Genomic DNA, 14,871 nt, shown 5'->3' on the forward strand with positions numbered 1-14,871 from the left:
GCGCCGCGCAGAACGGCGCGGCCGCGCCGGGGAGATGACCTTCCGTGAGCACCGTACGAAGCCTCCGACCGGGCCGGACCTGGCTGCGGACCTTCGTGTTGCTGCTCGCCCTGTGCGTCCCCGCGGCACCCGCCGGACTGCCCCTGGCCCCCGTCGCGGCGGCCACCGAGATCATCGAGTACGACCTCGTGGCCCCCGCCCCCCGGCCGGGAACCGCCCGCCGCGCGCATCGCGCCGCCGCCCTCCCCCCGCGTCCGGCCCCGCACCCCCGCCCGGCGGCCCTCCTGCCCCCGCCGCACCCTTACACCCCGCCCGCCCGCCGCTCGGTGGTCCTGCGCTGCTGACAGAACCGGCGCCCCCGGTTCATCCGTCAGTACGACGCAAGGAGCACCCCATGCCCATGGACCCGTACGCCGTCATGCGCGCCCTGCTGCGGGCGGAAGCCGCGCGCAGCGCGCCGAAGCCGCAGGTGAAGCGGGACGAACGGTCCCCGAAGGACAAGAACCGCTGAGCAGTCGGCGGAGGCGGGGCCGTGGCGGCTACCGCCTCCGCCGGGCCGTACCGAAGACCGAACGGGTGATCTCGCGCCCGATCTGGGTGCCGATGGACCGCGCCAGCGACTTGAACATCCCGCTGCCGACGACCTGCTCGACCACCGACGGCTGCGCCTCGGTCCGCGGGGCGGCCTGGGGGGCACGGGCCCGCATCTCGTCCGGCCCCTTGCCCGCGGGCGGCCGCTGCAGGCGCTCGTACGCCGACTCCCGGTCGACGGCCTGCGCGTACCGCCCGTACAGCGGCGACGACGTCACCGCCTCGTTCAGGGCCGCGGACTCTACCGGCCCCATCAGGGACTCCGGCGCCCGCAGCCGGGTCGCGGCGACCGGCGTCGGGGCGCCCTTCTCGCTGAGCACGGTGACCACCGCCTCGCCGGTACCGAGCCCGGTGAGCAGCTCCTCCAGGTCGTACGCCGAGTTCGGGAAGGTCTTCACCGTGGCCCTCAACGCCTTCTCGTCGTCCGGGGTGAAGGCGCGCAGGGCGTGCTGGATCCGGTTGCCGAGCTGGCCGAGGACATCCGCGGGTACGTCCTTCGGGGTTTGCGTGACGAAGAAGACGCCGACCCCTTTCGAGCGAATGAGCCGCACGGTCCGCGTGAGGGAGTCCAGGAAGGCCGGGGAGGCGTCGTCGAAGAGCAGATGCGCCTCGTCGAAGAAGAAGACCAGCTTCGGCTTGTCGGTGTCACCGACCTCGGGCAGATCGTGGAAGAGATCGGCGAGCAGCCACATCAGGAACGTGGAGAACAGCTCCGGCTTGTCCTGTACGGCGGGCAGCTCGAGGACGGAGACCGTGCCGCGCCCGTCCTCGGCCGTGCGCAGGAACTCGGCCGTGTCGAACTCCGGCTCCCCGAAGAAACCGGCCATGCCCTGCGCCTCGAAGGCGGTCAGCGCCCGGAGGATCACGCCCGCCGTGGCGCTGGACAGACCGCCGATGTCCCTCAGCTCCGGCCTGCCCTCGTCCGAGGTCAGGAAGACGACGACGGCCCTGAGGTCCTTGAGGTCGACCAGTTCCAGGCCCTTGGTGTCGGCGTAGTGGAAGATCAGACCGAGGGACTGCTCCTGGGTCCGGTTCAACCGCAGGACCTTCGAGAGCAGGAGGGGGCCGAAGCTGGTGATCGTGGCCCGCACCGGGACGCCGTGGCCCAGACCGCCGAGCGCGTAGAACTGCGCGGGGAAGCCGGTCGCCGTCCACGTCTGGTGGACGTCCGCGGCCCGCGCGGTGATCTGGTCGCCGGGCCGCCCCGGTGCCGAGATGCCCGACAGGTCGCCCTTGATGTCGGCGAGGAACACCGGCACGCCCTGCGCCGAGAGCTGTTCGGCGATCAGCTGGAGCGTCTTGGTCTTGCCGGTGCCGGTCGCGCCGGCGACCAGGCCGTGCCGGTTGAGCATCGGCAGCGGGATCCGGATCTGCGCGTCGGCCAGGCACCGCCCCTCCCACAACAGGGCGCCCAGGTCGAGGGCGGGGCCGGTGAAGGCGTACCCGGCGGCGATCTCCAGGGCCTCCTTCGGCAGAGCGGGGGCGCTCCCGGACTTCTCGGGGGCGGTGGCCGACGGCGTGGCTTCGCGGTCACTCATCTCAGGCACCTATCCGAAAATTGAGGTTCACCCCGATTTACAGCGGCTTTTCCAGCGTCGCACTCGGTCGCCATGGCTGCGCCCGGAACGTCTGGACCGGTAGGCTTTCCGTGTGATCTTCAAGCGCATCGGAAACGGCCGGCCGTACCCCGACCACGGCCGGGAGAGCACCCGGCAGTGGGCGGACGTCGCACCGCGCCCGGTCCGCCTCGATCAGCTCGTGACGACCAAGGGCCAGCTCGACCTGGAGACTCTGCTCGCCGAGGACTCCACCTTCTACGGCGACCTGTTCGCGCACGTGGTGAAGTGGCAGGGCGATCTGTACCTGGAGGACGGTCTGCACCGGGCCGTGCGTGCCGCGCTGCAGCAGCGCCAGGTGCTGCACGCGCGCGTGCTGGAGCTGGACTGACGGAGCCGGACCGACGCCGGATCGGGTGACGGTCCGGTGAAGGGTTGACCCTTTTGGGTTCTCTGCCCGGCGTCCAATGATCATCTAGTAGGAATCACCGCTCCGGCGCACTACGCTGCGCCCATGAGCATGCTGACTCCCCCTGGCATGGGCGGCCAGTACCGGATCACGGGGGACAAGTACCCGCGGATGCGCCGACCGCGGCGACGCGGCAGGCTCGTTCTCCTGGCCGTCGCGTCCGTCACCGCCCTCGGCGTGCTCGGCTGGGGCACGTTCCAGCTCATCGACGTCTTCACCGGCGGCGGCAAGGAAGCCTCCGCGGCCGGGACCCGGTCGGAGTGCGGCACCCGGGCGGCCTCCTCGACGAAGGCCGCCGCCCTGCCCGAGCCGGGCCGGATCACCGTCAACGTGCTCAACGCCACGCCGGTCAGCGGCCTCGCCAAGAAGACCGCGGACGAGCTGAAGAAGCGCGGCTTCCGGATCGGCGAGGTGGGCAACGCGACGAAGGAGTACGACAAGAAGATCAAGGGCACCGGGCTGCTGCTCGGCCCCTCCGCCGCCCTGGACACGTCATTGCCGGTGCTCGCCACCCAGCTCCCCGGCGCGGAGCGCCGCACGGACGCGGCCCGCAAGGGCACGGCGGTGGACCTGATCCTGGGCACGGGCTTCAAGAAGCTGACGCCAAAGGCGGACGCAGACAAGGCCCTGACCACCCTGACCAACCCCAAGCCGGCCACGGCGAACAAGTCCTGCTGACAGGCACGGTCAGCGGCAACTCCCTGGGGCGCGGGAAACGCGCCCAGGGGCGCGGGGAACTGCGCGACGAGCCACGACGGTGCCGCAGCCGCCCCGCGACCCGCACCCCTACGGCGAGCAGGCGCCCCGCGTCACTACTCCGCCGCGCCGTACATCCGGTCACCCGCGTCGCCGAGCCCCGGCACGATGTACCCGTGCTCGTTGAGCCGCTCGTCGACGGAGGCCGTCACCACCGTCACCGGCGCCCCCGCCAGCTCGCGTTCCATGACCTCGACGCCCTCGGGCGCGGCGAGCAGCACCACCGCGGTCACATCGTCGGCGCCGCGCTTGATCAGCTCCTGGATCGCCGCGACCAGGGTGCCGCCGGTGGCCAGCATCGGGTCGAGGACGTACACCTGGCGCCCGGAGAGGTCCTCCGGCATCCGGGTGGCGTACGTGGACGCCTGGAGCGTCTCCTCGTCGCGGATCATGCCCATGAAGCCCACCTCGGCGGTCGGCAGCAGCCGCACCATGCCTTCCAGCATGCCGAGGCCGGCCCGCAGGATCGGCACCACCAGGGGGCGGGGGTGGGACAGCTTGACACCCGTGGTCCGCTCGACCGGCGTCCGGATGTCGACCTGTTCGGTGCGCACGTCCCGGGTGGCCTCGTAGGCGAGCAGGGTGACCAGCTCGTCGGCGAGGCGGCGGAAGGTCGCGGAGTCGGTGCGCTGGTCGCGCAGCGTGGTGAGCTTGTGGGCGACCAGGGGGTGGTCGACGACGTGGAGACGCATGTCCCTAACAGTAACCGGGCCACCGCGCCCCTCGCGCTGGCATCAAACCGCCCGCCGAAGGGAACGCGGAAGGGACGTACGGAGGGGTGTGCACATGTCTGACAGGAAGTCCCGGGAGGACTGCGACCAGCAGGAGACCGAAGCGCAGCGCCGCCGGCGCCGGGCCCAGTTCCTGCGCGACCTGGCGGAGGCCCGCGAGCTGCGCGACCGGGTCCAGCCGCGGCGCGCCAAGGCCGCCCGGCTGCGCCACCACATGCGCATGCGCACCTTCCGCTGGTGACCGCGGCCCGCTGACGGCCCGTCCGATGCGTGCGCCACGCCGGGCGCCGCGTACGATCCCGCTCGTGGACGATCAAAACGGGCGGACACAGGGAGCCGAAGACGTCCCCTGAACGCTCCGTTTCTGCCACGATTCCGAGTGGGCGGGGCTCGGCGCACCGCACTCCCGCCCACAGACTCCGCCGGGGGGACCCCCAACCGGCACGCCTATGACCAGTGGGAGAGTCACGGTGTACTTCGCCGCACTGCTCGCGCGCACCGAAGACGGGTGGGAAGCGAGCGACACAGAGCTGGACGATGTGGAGACCTTGTCGGACCTGGCCGACCTGGCCCGTGAATCCTCGCCGGAGGACGACACGGTGCTCGTGCTCATCGAGCAGGAGGACGCCTGGTTCGGCGTCGTCCGGATCGACGGCGAGGACGACCCTCGTATCTACGTCTCGGACGCCGCCGCCGCTGCCCGCAGCAGCTACGGCGAGATCCTGCTCACCGACGAACTGCTCGGAAAGGAGCCCGGCGAGGGCGACCCCGATCTGGACACCCTCGACCTCGACGGCACGGAGGAGCCGGACGGCGACTCCGACGACGAGCCGGCCGCCCCCTCCGCCGACGCGGTCCCGCACAGCCCGGTGGGCGACAGCGAGATCCTCGACGACCTGGGTGTCAGCGAGAAGGAGCTGAAGAACCTGGCCGTCGACGCGCTGAGCGCCATCGCCGAGGCTCTGGGCGCCGCGGAGGTTCTGGAGACCGTCCGCTGACCCCCACCCTCCCCACGGGTCCCCCGGACCCGGTACGCGACCGCTGGCGGGGTGCGATGCGACTCGCCCTGGGCCAGGCCGAACTGGCCGTCCGGGGCGGGGACGTTCCCGTCGGCGCCGTCGTGCTGTCCGCGGACGGCACGACCGTGCTCGGCGCGGGGCACAACGAACGCGAGGCCGTCGGCGACCCCACCGCGCACGCGGAGGTGCTGGCGATCCGCAGGGCCGCCGCACGGACCGGCGAGTGGCGGCTGACCGGCTGCACGCTCGTCGTCACGCTGGAGCCGTGCACCATGTGCGCCGGCGCGCTGGTGCAGTCACGGGTGGACCGGGTCGTCTACGGCGCCCGGGACGAGAAGGCCGGAGCGGCGGGATCCCTGTGGGACGTCGTGCGCGACCGGCGGCTCAACCACCGCCCCGAGGTCGTCGAGGGCGTGCTCGCCGAGGAGTGCGCCCGGCTGCTCACGGACTTCTTCCGGCACCGGTGACGGGCCCCGATTATCGATTTTTGAGCAGTGCCCACCGTGCTGTAAGGTCTCCCTCGGTAGCGTGTCCGAGCGGCCGAAGGAGCTCGCCTCGAAAGCGAGTGTGGCGCAAGTCACCGAGGGTTCAAATCCCTCCGCTACCGCAGGTAGACGAAGGGTCCGACTCATCGAGTCGGACCCTTCGTGCATCTCCGTCTCAGTTTCCGTCTCAGTTGGCCAGTCATGACCCTTGTCGGAGTCCTTCGAGACGAGAGGCTTAGCCAAAACAGGTGACGCTTGAGTCGGCCCCTAGATACGGTCCTTCTGTGACGAACCGCTTCGCCAAGCTAGATGGCTACAACCCCCTGCACCGCACGGTCGCCGGAGAGTGCCCCCACTGCGTCCGTCATACGACACTCGACGTCAGGTCGCACTCAAAGCTGAGCGGTAGCTTCCGCGAGCGCACGGACCTCAAGATCGTCAGGTGTCTGATGACCCTACGCTGCGACTGGTGCACGAAGGAAAGCGCCTACCTCCGTCTTGTCGACGTTAAGACAGAGATGGAGGCAGGAGGGGAGGTCCGCGAGTCGTACACCACCATCGACATCGATCAGGTCTGGCCTGGCAGGACGCCCCGCGAGCTGGCTCCGGAGGCGCCCGAGACCGTCCGGGAAGTATTCGCAGAGGCCGCGCTAGCAGAGGCCGCAGGTGCCTTCCGTCTCGCCGGCATCGGATACCGGGCGGCTGTGGAACAGATCGTCAAAGAGCGAGGTGCTGTGGGCAACAATCTGTACGAGCGCATCACTGGGTTGAAGAACCTTGGTGCTACCGAGGAGATCGTGGACGCATTCCACGAGGCCCGATTCGTTGGGAATGACTCGGCGCACGATGCCCTGGCCTACTCCGTCGAAGAGATCGCCGACATTGCCGAACTCATCGACGAGGCTGTGCTCGTGCTGTACGTCCAACCTGCCCAGCGAGCCAAGATGGCGGCTCAGCGGGCGGCCCGACGCACGGCGGCAAAGCAGCCAACGCCGTAACTCAGCCCGAGAGGGCAGGCTCCACAGCCTACCCCTCGGATGCGTCACCGCACTGGTACGACCACCCCGGCAGCCCCATCGTCATCGTCGGTCGGCCGGTCTCCCGCCGGCTTCCAGATAAGTCCGTCAACCCGGTGGGCCACGTCGTTCCGGACGGAGTCCACCATGTGTTGGTACCGCGCAGCCATGGCAGTAGTGGACCACCCCATGAGCCCCATGACTGCCCGCTCGGGGACTCCGAGGATCAGCAAGACCGTGGCGGCGGTGTGGCGGGCATCGTGCAATCGGCCGTCGCGCACCTTCGCGTCTCCGAGCAATTCCTTCCAGTCGTCGTAGTCCGTACGGGGTGACGTGCCTCGGCCGGTCGGCGTCGCGAATAGCCATCCCTCATCGACCCAGTCATCCCCGGCCGCCGCGCGTTCGGCATCCTGCTTGGTCCGGTGAACCCGGAGCAGATCCACAAGCTGTGCGGGGAGGCCCACCGCGCGCCGCCCCGCACGGGACTTGGTGTCGGCTGTCTCGGGGTTTGTCCTCTGACGCTGCGGACAGTAGCCAGGCTTCCGGCCACAAGGAATCCCGCACCCGTGGGCGTAGCGCGGGCGGCGACGGCTCCGGCGAACCATCAGCACGCCGCGCTCCAAATCCACATCGGTCCACTTCAGGCCCAACGCCTCGCCCTGTCGCAGTCCCAGGGCAAGAGCCACGGCCCAGCGGGCAGAGTTTCGGCGGCCGTCAGCGATTCGCAGCAGCCGCTTGACCTCGTCAACGGTGTACGGCTCGATCTCCTCCTCGCTGAGGCGAGGGGCCTTGGCGATCTGCACCGGGTTGCGGGTCAGGTGGCCACGCCGGACAGCTTCGTTCAAGGCGGTGCGGAAGGTGCGGTGAATCTGATGGATCGTTCCCGCTCGCCGGCCGTCCGCCTGCATGGCGCCGTAGAAACGCTCGATGTGCTCCGGGCGGAGCTTGTCCAGGCGGTGCGCCCCGAGGGCAGGGATCAGGTGCTTCCGCACGGCGACGCCGTATCCAACCATCGTGTTCTCGTTAACGGCGAGTGGTGCGATCGTGTCCACCCAGTGGGTCAGCCACGTCTCGACAGTCCAGGCCCGGCCAGCCTTTCGGACCGTGCCACCATCGCGTTGCTTCTCCAGTTCCCTCACGGCGGCGGTCACTTCGGCCCGGGTCTTGCGTTCGACGTGGCGTCGGTCGGGACGGCCGTCGTCGCGGATGCCGACAGTGACGCGGCCGTGCCACTTGCCGTCACTGCCCTGGTAGATGGAGCTTCGGCCGTTGGGCTGTCGGGTGCGCTTCTTGTGTTCCGCCACGGGCGGGACTCCTTGGGGTTGAGGCGAATACGAACGACCGGAGCGCCGCCCCGTGGCGGGGTAGCGCTCCGGTGGTGAGGAATGGGTCAGGCGGCGCGCTGTTCGGCGCGGCGGCGGGCGAGGTAGGCGGCCGGTTCATCGGCGGGGACGCGGCGGAGTCCGCCGATCAGCAGGGATTCCAGCTCTCCGCTGCGAATGAGGGCGAAGCAGGTGGTACGGCCGATACGGAGGCAGCGGGCGGCCTCTTCAACAGTCAGAAGCACGGGGGCCGGGAGGTCGTCCGCAACGGGTGGGACGGTGTCCACGCTGGCGATACTCATATGCGATCTCCTCGGGGGCGGTCCGTCGGGCGAGGGCTGTGCTGTCCGAAGCTGGGATTTCTGCGTCATAGCGTCACCTGCGTCAATCAGGCTTCTGAGCTGCGGGTTTCGGTGACGCAGCGGGATGATGCCTGCGTCACCGATGACACGTGCTCTCGTCATGGGGTGACGCAGGTGACGCGGGATGACGCAGGATTCGCCGTCTGCGTCATCGCTCTAGGCGCAGGTCAGTGGCCGTCTGTCGGGCCTGTGGTGACGCAGTGACGCAGACCTTCCCTACTTAGGACAAAGAAGGGGGGTGGTCTGTGTTCTTAGGTGCCCCTCAGGATTTGAAGAACGGGCCGCTTCGCGGCGCGTCCCTTGCAGGGCGGCTGCGCCGCCGGACCAGCAAGAGGAGCACCCGCCCGGGGCGATGCGTGCTCCTCTTGCTTGTCCGTCTGGTCAGGGGGCGGCTAGAACGCGGTCTGCTGCTGCTCGGGGGGCAGGGGCGGGGCGGGGATGCTGAGTTCGATGTAGCGGGCGGCGCTGGTGCGTCCCCAGTCGACGAGGACGCCCCGCGCGGCGAGGGTGGGTTGGATGCGTCGCAGCCGGTCGGAGAGGACCTTGCCGGTGGTGGGCCAGCCCTTGGGCAGGGGGCGGCAGTCCTCGCCGCTGTAAAGGGCGGTCAGGGCGTGCAGCCACTCCGCCGACGTCATCCGTTCTTCCTCGCCCGGGGCGAGGCCGGCGGCGTGCTTGAGGACCGTCTGCGCCAGCAGGTCACCTTCGATGACGTCGTCGTTCAGGTCGTCCAGGCTGGCCCGGTACGCCTCCAGCGTCCCGAAGCCGGTGGCGGCGTCGAACTGGGCGCACAGGTGCGCGAAGTCGGCCATCCGCAGGTCGGTCGGGGTCTCGGCCTGCACCGCGCGCACCTTGACGGTCAGGTCGAGCAGGGAGCCGAGCACGACGGGCAGGATCTCGGCGTACTCCGCCCACAGCTCCGCCTCGGTGCGCCGCACCCGGGGGCGTTCCAGGCGCAGGGTGAGGAGCCGTTCGGCAAGGTCGGGGCGGATCACGCCGACGTCGATGCCGGTCAGCAGCATCGGGCGGCGGTAGCGGGAGCGGACGACGTCGCCGTCGGTGAACAGCGCGCGCTTGATGCTCTCGGCCCCGGTGATGATGCAGCACATCAGGTCGGACAGATCCGGCGGCAGGTGGGAGAGGTTGTCCAGGGCGGTGACCCAACCGGCCGCAACCGCCGTGATCATGTTCTCCTCGTCCTTGGGCGCCCGCCGCAGGTCACCGCTCATCCCCTCCATGATCCGGATCAGCATCCGCCCGCCGGTCGACTTGCCCGCCCCTTGCGGGCCGGTCAGGAACGGCGCCGGGACCGGCACGGACGGCTCCAGGCAGCCGATCAGCCAGGCGATGGCCAGGGCCTCGGTCTTGGCGTCGGCGAAGTTGCACAGCCGCATCAGCAGGTCGATGCCCTTGCCGTCGGTGTCCTTGGCGGGCAGGGGGAGTTCCCCGGTGAGCTGGGTGCGCCGCCAGCACACCTCCTCGGGGTCGGGGACGCGGATGTCCCAGCCGGTGGGGTGGATGCGGACGGACTGTCCGTCATCGCGGCCGAGGTCGAGCCAGGTGGCGCCGTCGAATCCGGGGGCGACGCGGATGTGGGTGGGCTGTACCTGCTCGGTGAGGGCGAGTGCCTCGATCAAGTCCAACGCCTCCTTGAGGGCGGTGCCGTTGAAGATTCCGACTCCGTCGCGGAAGAGACCGACCATGAGTTCTTGGCGGTGGCTGCCGGCCGTTCCTTGGGAGCGGATGGGGCGGGCCACGGGGTGGCCGGTGCGCTGGGCGTAAACGGTCCCGTCCACGGTGCGGAAGTACCGGAAGTGGGACTGGGCGTAGTCGGTGATGACCTTGCGGGCGGGGTCCTTCTCGTCGTCGGACACGGTCACAGTCCCAACGTGGTCAGGGCGTTGTGCCAGGCGTCCGCGCAGTGCCGCGGGGACTCGCCCTTGGCCTGCGCGGCGGTGAACAGCCGGTTGACGTGGGCGTCGGTGAGGCAGCCGCACCGGCCGTGAACGGACAGCACCGCGAGGAACGTCCGGTAGACGGTGGTGTGCACCGCGCTGCGAGCCTCGCCGATGCGCTCCTCGGCCATGGCGATGCCACGGTCCAGATAGGTTGGCGTGCGGTGCGGGCACTCCCCGCCACCCGCAGGCGCGGACGCGGTGAGGACCTGCGCCACCGGTCGGACGACCGAGGGCCTCTCTACGGCCAGCTCGCGCACGATGCCCGGCAGCGCCGTGATGGTGCCGGTGCCCCTGCCGAGCCACCGCACGTACGCCATGGTCGACTTGATGTCCACGCCGGGCCGGACCGCGTTCACGGACCGCATGGCGCCCTGGTAAATCCAGTGCTGACCGCGCGTGGTGGTCACGGTGCGCGTGGCGGGCAGGGCGTGGTGGGCCCACTCCACGGCCGCCTCGTCGTCGAGGTCGACCACGGTCAGACCGGCGCCGCCGGGGTGGTAGGCGACGGCCACGGCGTGGCGCCAGGCGCGCAGCCACAGGCGCGAGGTGAGGACTTCCGGGTCTGTAGTGGCGGCGGCCCATCCATGGCAGGGAGCAGGGCACCAGCACGGTCCGCCGTGCTTCATGTTCGGCCGGCCGCCGCACGCGTTCTGCGCACAGGTGCGGCAGTTGCCGAACGGGACCTTGCCCTGGCGCAGGGGCAGCGTTGGGATGCTGGCTTCCGCGAGTTCCAGGGCGATGTGCAGGATCTCGGGGAGCGCGCTCATGCCGCCACCCCTACAGCCGGGGCGAGGGCGGCGAGGAAGGCGCGGCCGATCCACTGGGTGTAGGCGGGGGGCAGGGCCTCGCGCAGGCGCAGGTGGTCGGTGGACCAGTCGATGTCCTTGGCCTGCCGGATTTCCTCCACGGTGGCTTTGCCGCCGCCCTTGCCGTAGGCGGCGACGTAGGGGCCCTCGTGATACTCGCCGTGCCGCCACCCCCGGACCCTGCCGCGATGCGCGGGGTGGGCCGGTTGGAGGGTGGTCCAGCCGCCCAGCTCGAAGTACCGGTGCATGAGCACTCCGAGGCCGAACATCTCGCCGCACAGCCGGATGTCCTTGCGTACCTCGGAGCCGGCCACGTTCTCCATCACGTACGGCCGCCCCGTGGCTTCCAGGGCGGCCCGGGTCGGGGTGATGAGGCGGGGGTAGGTGCGGCCGATCGCGGCGTTGCGGCGTGCGTTGGTGCCCCTGGTGGGGGCGCCCTCGCCCTGGCAGGGCGGCGAGGCGTGAATGAAGTCGAATTCGTGGCCGTGGGCGCGGATGAACTCGATGGCGTCGCCCTGGTGGAAGACGTCACCGCAGTAGTCCGGTTGGGCCTGGATGTCGACGCCGGTGACGTGGCAGCCGGGCAAGGCGCGCTTGAGGCCCCTGGTGGCGCCGCCGATGCACGAGTAGGCGTCCAGGACCCGCAAAGGGCGGAAGGTGTCCGGCACTCGCCGGATGACAACGGTTTGCGTCATGCTGGGAGGTCTCCAGTTCCTTGATAGGTGCTGGCTGGACAAGGGCGGCCCCGTGTTCTTGGCGGAATCGGGGGGCCGCCCTTGGCGTAGCCGTGAGCGGGTACTTGCTGAACCATGACGGGACGTCAGCGGGCGCGTCGTGAGGCTTTTGTTGCTCTGTGGCACCGGCACCGGCTCGTGCGGTTGCTTGGGGTGCTTGCCTACGCGGGTGTCGTGTTCGGGCTCGGTGCGATGGCGTGGCATTGGGTGAGGGGCAAGTCGTGGGAGGACTCGTTCTCGTTCGCGCTGACGATGACCGTGAGCGCGGTGGTCGGCCAGTGGATAGCCGCCGTCATCCTGCGGAGAGCCGGGCGTGGTGACGGCTGATGATTAGCCGTAGAACTTGCTCCGCTTGATCACGGCTTTGCGGATCTCGAACGCGGTTCTCCTGCCGGTGGTGGGCGGTTACTTGGCACGGGTGCGTTTGAGGGTGATTCCGCCTATGCCGATGGGTCCGGCGGCGGTGGCGATGACGGTTGCGGCGTGGGCGGTGGCGTCGAGCAGTGCGCACAGCGCGGCGACCAGTCCCCAGCAGCCGATGGCGGCGGCGCCGGCGACACCGACCGCGATCAGCAGGCGGCGCCACGGGATGCCGCTCGGGTCGGTGGTGTGGACGACGATCACGACCGGGGCGCCGGTGTCCTGGGCGCGGCGGTAGGCGTCGGCGGGGATGTGCGGGGCGAGGATTCCCGGCGGTCCGCCGGGCGGGTGGGCGTGCATGCGGAATCCCTTCCGGTGCTCGGTTGGGGAGGCGGAGACACCCCCTAGAGGGAGCGCTGTGGAGGGGTGTTTCAGGGGTCTGAGCTGGGCACCTCCCCGCCTCCCTGAAACGATGTTTGTGCTGATCAGCGCGGGGAGGCGGGCGCGGGGAGGGGTGTGGGGAGTTCTCCCCGCCTCCCCGCGCCGGGCGGTGGTTCCTCCCCGCTACTGCGAGGCGGAAGCGGAACCGTCGGCGTCGCGGTTGGCGAGGGCGCGGGCGACGTCGTCGCGGCGCACGACCATGACCCCGTGGGACTTCTTCGGCTCCTCGCCGTGCTCCTCCAGGAGCCGCTTGAGCCGTCCGTTGTTCCACTCGCGGTAGACAGCCGTGTCCAGCGCGTGCAGCCGCTTAAGGACCTCGTCTGTGCGCAGGCGGGGTGTGTCGCCGATGACGGCCGCGACGTCGGCGAGGTGATCGCGCTCCTCGGCCTGGTCGACGACGCGCAGGGTGGTGACGCCGGCGCGCAGCAGCTTGGCCCGCTCCGCGATCTCGGCGGCCGGCTCGTCGTCGATGAAGTAGGTGCGCACGGTGATGGAGGACTGGCCCGCCGGCATCTTGATGCCGTCGGAGGCGACCACGAGGGTGCCCTTGTCCAGGCCCTGGCGCAGCATGTGCGGGGCGGCGCCGTCGTCCACGGCCTTGTCACCGAGCGCCATCCGGGACTGTTGCTCGGTCCCGAGCACGAGGGAGGCGCGGGTGTGGGCTCCCTCGCGGACCAGCTTGGGAAGGTTCTGGTCGGTGGGGTCCTGGGTGCCCTGCCACATCAGCACGTCGACCGCGCGCCCCTGGTTGTGAATCTTGCGCACGGCCATGAAGTAGCGGGAGGTTGCCTTGGCGCCGCCGTAGGGCCGCTTGTCCTCGCCGACGACCGGGCACATGAACGCGACCTGTGCCTCGTCCACGTTCACGATCAGCGGCGGGAACACCGCGCTCGGGTCGGTGTGGCGTGCCTCGATCCGCCGGTTCATCTCCTCCACAGCCGCTTCGACCATCTCCGTGGCCCGGATGACGTGATCGTCGGAGGGGCCCTCGATCAGCACGTCGGCGATGCCGTCGAACATGGACCAGTCGCCCACGCCCTTGAGGTCGGCAATCCAGAACTGCACCGTACGGTCCAGCGCGAGCCACAGGGCCAGGGAGCGCAGGGCGGCGGTCTTGCCCTGGTTCGAGCGGCCGGTGATGAGCAGGTGACGCTGATACACACTCAGTTCCGCCGCGTCCCCGCGCAGGTCCTGACCCCAGGGGGCCTTGCCCTTGGCGTAGTCGGCGGTGATCGTGTCGTCGGTGACCAGCGGGGATGGGCCGATCGGCTCGTCCAACGCGCCTGAGTCCGCGATCCACAGGCGGACCGTGCGGGCGGCCTGCGGGATGTTGATGAACACCTCGTGCTCGTGCCGGGTGAGGTTCTCCGCGAGCTTGCGGCGCCGGGTCTGCACTTCGTTCGTCGCCACCCCCGAGGGGAGGGTGACATCGACTTCGACGCCGCATCCGGCAATCCGGATCGGGCCGAGCATGGACGCGCCGGCATCGCCCATCTCCTTGATGGCGTTGCGCAGTGCCGGGACACCGAGGTCGCGCAGGGCCTTGACCACGATGGACGGGGTGATCGGCTCGCCCTCGCTGTTGCGGACGGTGGCGGGCATCGCCCACGCGGGTGCGGCCTGCTGCTTGCTGCCCACCGCCCATAACCCGAGCAGGGCGAGCAGGGGGCCGATGGTGATGGCGTAGGGCCAGACGACTTGCACGATGGTGATGAGCAGGGCGATCAGCTTGATGACCGCCATCAGCGGGGTGACGACGTCGGTGGCGTCCTCGGTCGCTACGGCGAGCGCGATGCCGAGGGCGATCAGTCCGCCGACGCCGATGCCGACGCCGGCCGCGGCGCCCTTGGCCGCGTCGATGGGCGAGGTGAGCAGGTCCATGCGGCGCCGGTGGCGGGCGTCGCGGAACCGCTGCCCGCGCTCCTCCCACTCAGCCGCGAGTTCCATGTTCCCCGCGGCTTCGGCGGCGCGCATGTAGCGCTCGTAGCGGGCGGAGGTCCGGGAGTCCCACACGCGGCGGCTGACGATCCGGGTGCCGCCGACGACGTAGAGCGTGTGGCGGGCCACCGCGCGGGCGGTGGTGGTGGTGCGGTCGTCGGTGACCAGCCGCTTCACGGCACGCCCGGAGCGCACCCACAACGGCACCACGGGCGCGGCCTGCGCATCCGAAACTACGGTCAGGGTGGTGACGGTTGCGTCCGTGGCGGCCGGGTCCTGGGGGGTCTTGTGCAGGGGAACGACGTTGTTCTCGGTCATGAGGGTGCGTCT

Annotated in this window: 17 protein-coding genes and 1 tRNA gene; 9 read left to right on the forward strand and 9 right to left on the reverse strand. The window is 70.3% G+C overall.

The genetic code is table 11. The annotated features are described in order from the left end of the window. The first annotated feature begins 44 nt into the window (after window positions 1–44). Window positions 45–344, forward strand: a complete 300-nt coding sequence (locus tag ACFYW5_RS10150; protein ID WP_389416489.1) for a hypothetical protein — start codon at window positions 45–47, stop codon at window positions 342–344. A gap of 195 nt (window positions 345–539) precedes the next feature. Here the strand turns inward: ACFYW5_RS10150 and ACFYW5_RS10155 are convergent, their stop codons facing one another. Further along, window positions 540–2,129, reverse strand: a complete 1,590-nt coding sequence (locus ACFYW5_RS10155) for a helicase HerA-like domain-containing protein (protein ID WP_389416490.1) — start codon at window positions 2,127–2,129, stop codon at window positions 540–542. A 112-nt stretch (window positions 2,130–2,241) separates the two neighbouring features. Here ACFYW5_RS10155 and ACFYW5_RS10160 point away from each other — a divergent pair, with 112 nt between their 5' ends. Together ACFYW5_RS10160 and ACFYW5_RS10165 are read left to right on the forward strand one after the other, a co-directional pair. Next, window positions 2,242–2,538, forward strand: coding sequence for a type II toxin-antitoxin system VapB family antitoxin (locus ACFYW5_RS10160; protein ID WP_003999914.1), 297 nt, complete (start codon window positions 2,242–2,244; stop codon window positions 2,536–2,538). Window positions 2,539–2,685: 147 nt separating this feature from the next. Beyond that, window positions 2,686–3,294, forward strand: a complete 609-nt coding sequence (locus tag ACFYW5_RS10165) for a LytR C-terminal domain-containing protein (protein WP_389416995.1) — start codon at window positions 2,686–2,688, stop codon at window positions 3,292–3,294. Window positions 3,295–3,428: 134 nt separating this feature from the next. Here ACFYW5_RS10165 and upp read toward each other — a convergent pair whose 3' ends face one another. Next, window positions 3,429–4,064 carry a uracil phosphoribosyltransferase gene (upp, locus tag ACFYW5_RS10170; protein WP_389416491.1) on the reverse strand — a complete coding sequence of 212 codons (636 nt, stop codon included), beginning with the start codon at window positions 4,062–4,064 and terminating at the stop codon, window positions 3,429–3,431. Window positions 4,065–4,158: 94 nt separating this feature from the next. Here upp and ACFYW5_RS10175 point away from each other — a divergent pair, with 94 nt between their 5' ends. The 5 genes from ACFYW5_RS10175 (at window position 4,159) to ACFYW5_RS10195 (ending at window position 6,605) form a co-directional block, all read left to right on the forward strand. Then, complete coding sequence (locus tag ACFYW5_RS10175; RefSeq protein ID WP_389416492.1) at window positions 4,159–4,344, forward strand: hypothetical protein; 186 nt, start codon at window positions 4,159–4,161, stop codon at window positions 4,342–4,344. 229 nt (window positions 4,345–4,573) lie between these two features. Continuing rightward, entirely contained in the window at window positions 4,574–5,101 is a 528-nt protein-coding gene (locus ACFYW5_RS10180; RefSeq protein WP_389416996.1) for a hypothetical protein, read from the forward strand. Between the two features lie 56 nt (window positions 5,102–5,157). Then, complete coding sequence (gene tadA / locus ACFYW5_RS10185; protein WP_389416493.1) at window positions 5,158–5,589, forward strand: tRNA adenosine(34) deaminase TadA; 432 nt, start codon at window positions 5,158–5,160, stop codon at window positions 5,587–5,589. A 55-nt stretch (window positions 5,590–5,644) separates the two neighbouring features. Then, window positions 5,645–5,729: transfer RNA gene (locus ACFYW5_RS10190), tRNA-Ser, on the forward strand. A gap of 162 nt (window positions 5,730–5,891) precedes the next feature. Continuing rightward, on the forward strand, window positions 5,892–6,605 hold the full coding sequence (locus ACFYW5_RS10195) for a DUF4145 domain-containing protein (protein ID WP_389416494.1): 714 nt from the start codon (window positions 5,892–5,894) through the stop codon (window positions 6,603–6,605). Window positions 6,606–6,649: 44 nt separating this feature from the next. On the opposite strand, the gene ACFYW5_RS10200 is transcribed toward ACFYW5_RS10195, so the two are convergent. The 5 genes from ACFYW5_RS10200 to ACFYW5_RS10220 all read right to left on the reverse strand — a co-directional run bounded on the left by ACFYW5_RS10200 (window position 6,650) and on the right by ACFYW5_RS10220 (window position 11,763). Continuing rightward, window positions 6,650–7,927: a tyrosine-type recombinase/integrase gene (locus ACFYW5_RS10200; protein ID WP_389416495.1), complete on the reverse strand. Its 1,278-nt coding sequence runs from the start codon at window positions 7,925–7,927 to the stop codon at window positions 6,650–6,652. A gap of 86 nt (window positions 7,928–8,013) precedes the next feature. After that, window positions 8,014–8,247, reverse strand: coding sequence for an excisionase family DNA-binding protein (locus tag ACFYW5_RS10205; protein ID WP_389416496.1), 234 nt, complete (start codon window positions 8,245–8,247; stop codon window positions 8,014–8,016). 452 nt (window positions 8,248–8,699) lie between these two features. Beyond that, window positions 8,700–10,178 carry an ATP-binding protein gene (locus tag ACFYW5_RS10210; protein ID WP_389416997.1) on the reverse strand — a complete coding sequence of 493 codons (1,479 nt, stop codon included), beginning with the start codon at window positions 10,176–10,178 and terminating at the stop codon, window positions 8,700–8,702. 2 nt (window positions 10,179–10,180) lie between these two features. Then, on the reverse strand, window positions 10,181–11,029 hold the full coding sequence (locus ACFYW5_RS10215) for a bifunctional DNA primase/polymerase (protein WP_389416497.1): 849 nt from the start codon (window positions 11,027–11,029) through the stop codon (window positions 10,181–10,183). After that, window positions 11,026–11,763, reverse strand: coding sequence for a DNA methylase (locus ACFYW5_RS10220; protein WP_389416498.1), 738 nt, complete (start codon window positions 11,761–11,763; stop codon window positions 11,026–11,028). Before ACFYW5_RS10220 ends, ACFYW5_RS10215 begins: the two co-directional genes overlap by 4 nt. A 114-nt stretch (window positions 11,764–11,877) precedes the next feature. On the opposite strand from ACFYW5_RS10220, the gene ACFYW5_RS10225 reads away from it, so the two are divergent. Then, on the forward strand, window positions 11,878–12,129 hold the full coding sequence (locus tag ACFYW5_RS10225; RefSeq protein ID WP_389416499.1) for a hypothetical protein: 252 nt from the start codon (window positions 11,878–11,880) through the stop codon (window positions 12,127–12,129). Window positions 12,130–12,207: 78 nt separating this feature from the next. Here ACFYW5_RS10225 and ACFYW5_RS10230 read toward each other — a convergent pair whose 3' ends face one another. Together ACFYW5_RS10230 and ACFYW5_RS10235 are read right to left on the reverse strand one after the other, a co-directional pair. Next, complete coding sequence (locus ACFYW5_RS10230) at window positions 12,208–12,522, reverse strand: hypothetical protein (RefSeq protein ID WP_389416500.1); 315 nt, start codon at window positions 12,520–12,522, stop codon at window positions 12,208–12,210. Window positions 12,523–12,726: 204 nt separating this feature from the next. Beyond that, window positions 12,727–14,859, reverse strand: coding sequence for an FtsK/SpoIIIE domain-containing protein (locus tag ACFYW5_RS10235; RefSeq protein ID WP_389416501.1), 2,133 nt, complete (start codon window positions 14,857–14,859; stop codon window positions 12,727–12,729). Window positions 14,860–14,871 lie beyond the last annotated feature (12 nt).

Source organism: Streptomyces sp. NPDC002779 (assembly GCF_042888685.1).
Lineage (GTDB): Bacteria > Actinomycetota > Actinomycetes > Streptomycetales > Streptomycetaceae > Streptomyces.

What these genes read in the sequence shown, in the direction of transcription:
- ACFYW5_RS10225 (WP_389416499.1), top strand. Translation starts at nt 11,878, where the DNA reads ATGACGGGACGTCAGCGGGCGCGTCGTGAGGCTTTTGTTGCTCTGTGG.
- ACFYW5_RS10175 (WP_389416492.1), top strand. Translation starts at nt 4,159, where the DNA reads ATGTCTGACAGGAAGTCCCGGGAGGACTGCGACCAGCAGGAGACCGAA.
- ACFYW5_RS10215 (WP_389416497.1), bottom strand. Translation starts at nt 11,029, where the DNA reads ATGAGCGCGCTCCCCGAGATCCTGCACATCGCCCTGGAACTCGCGGAA.
- ACFYW5_RS10230 (WP_389416500.1), bottom strand. Translation starts at nt 12,522, where the DNA reads ATGCACGCCCACCCGCCCGGCGGACCGCCGGGAATCCTCGCCCCGCAC.
- ACFYW5_RS10235 (WP_389416501.1), bottom strand. Translation starts at nt 14,859, where the DNA reads ATGACCGAGAACAACGTCGTTCCCCTGCACAAGACCCCCCAGGACCCG.
- tadA (WP_389416493.1), top strand. Translation starts at nt 5,158, where the DNA reads ATGCGACTCGCCCTGGGCCAGGCCGAACTGGCCGTCCGGGGCGGGGAC.
- upp (WP_389416491.1), bottom strand. Translation starts at nt 4,064, where the DNA reads ATGCGTCTCCACGTCGTCGACCACCCCCTGGTCGCCCACAAGCTCACC.
- ACFYW5_RS10205 (WP_389416496.1), bottom strand. Translation starts at nt 8,247, where the DNA reads ATGAGTATCGCCAGCGTGGACACCGTCCCACCCGTTGCGGACGACCTC.
- ACFYW5_RS10165 (WP_389416995.1), top strand. Translation starts at nt 2,686, where the DNA reads ATGGGCGGCCAGTACCGGATCACGGGGGACAAGTACCCGCGGATGCGC.
- ACFYW5_RS10220 (WP_389416498.1), bottom strand. Translation starts at nt 11,763, where the DNA reads ATGACGCAAACCGTTGTCATCCGGCGAGTGCCGGACACCTTCCGCCCT.
- ACFYW5_RS10155 (WP_389416490.1), bottom strand. Translation starts at nt 2,129, where the DNA reads ATGAGTGACCGCGAAGCCACGCCGTCGGCCACCGCCCCCGAGAAGTCC.